Source organism: Salinimicrobium oceani (genome assembly GCF_012037645.1).
This window is the reverse complement of the sequence record NZ_JAAVJR010001179.1, coordinates 1-348: the sequence shown is the minus strand read 5'-3', so window position 1 is coordinate 348 and position 348 is coordinate 1. Positions and strand designations below refer to the sequence as shown.

General features: G+C 39.9%; 1 protein-coding gene. It reads left to right on the top strand.

What is annotated here, in order from left to right:
• Positions 1-20: 20 nt before the first annotated feature.
• Positions 21-348: TonB-dependent receptor domain-containing protein (locus tag HC175_RS21355; protein ID WP_235942725.1), on the top strand; the 328-nt coding region annotated here is incomplete at its 3' end.

The following is a 348-nucleotide window of genomic DNA, read 5'->3' as shown; positions in this document are numbered from 1 at the left end:
CTGCATTTAGCTCATTAAGATTGCGCGCTTCCTACGGTATCACCGGGAATAGTGGTATTGGCTTAAATGAGTACCAGGCACTTCTTTCATATTCTGCAGATTACTCTAATAATGGAGGGGCTATTCCTTCGCAATTTGGTAATCCCGATCTTACATGGGAAAAAGGTGAAGCTTATGACGTAGGTATGAGTTTCGGTCTATTTGAAAATAGATTATCAGGATCTTTCTCCTACTATCATAGAAGAACTTATGACCTCTTACAATCTGTTCCTCTTTCTTTAACCACAGGTTTTAACTTTCAGAGCCGTAACGTTGGAGAAATGATCAACAAGGGTATTGAGGCAGAAC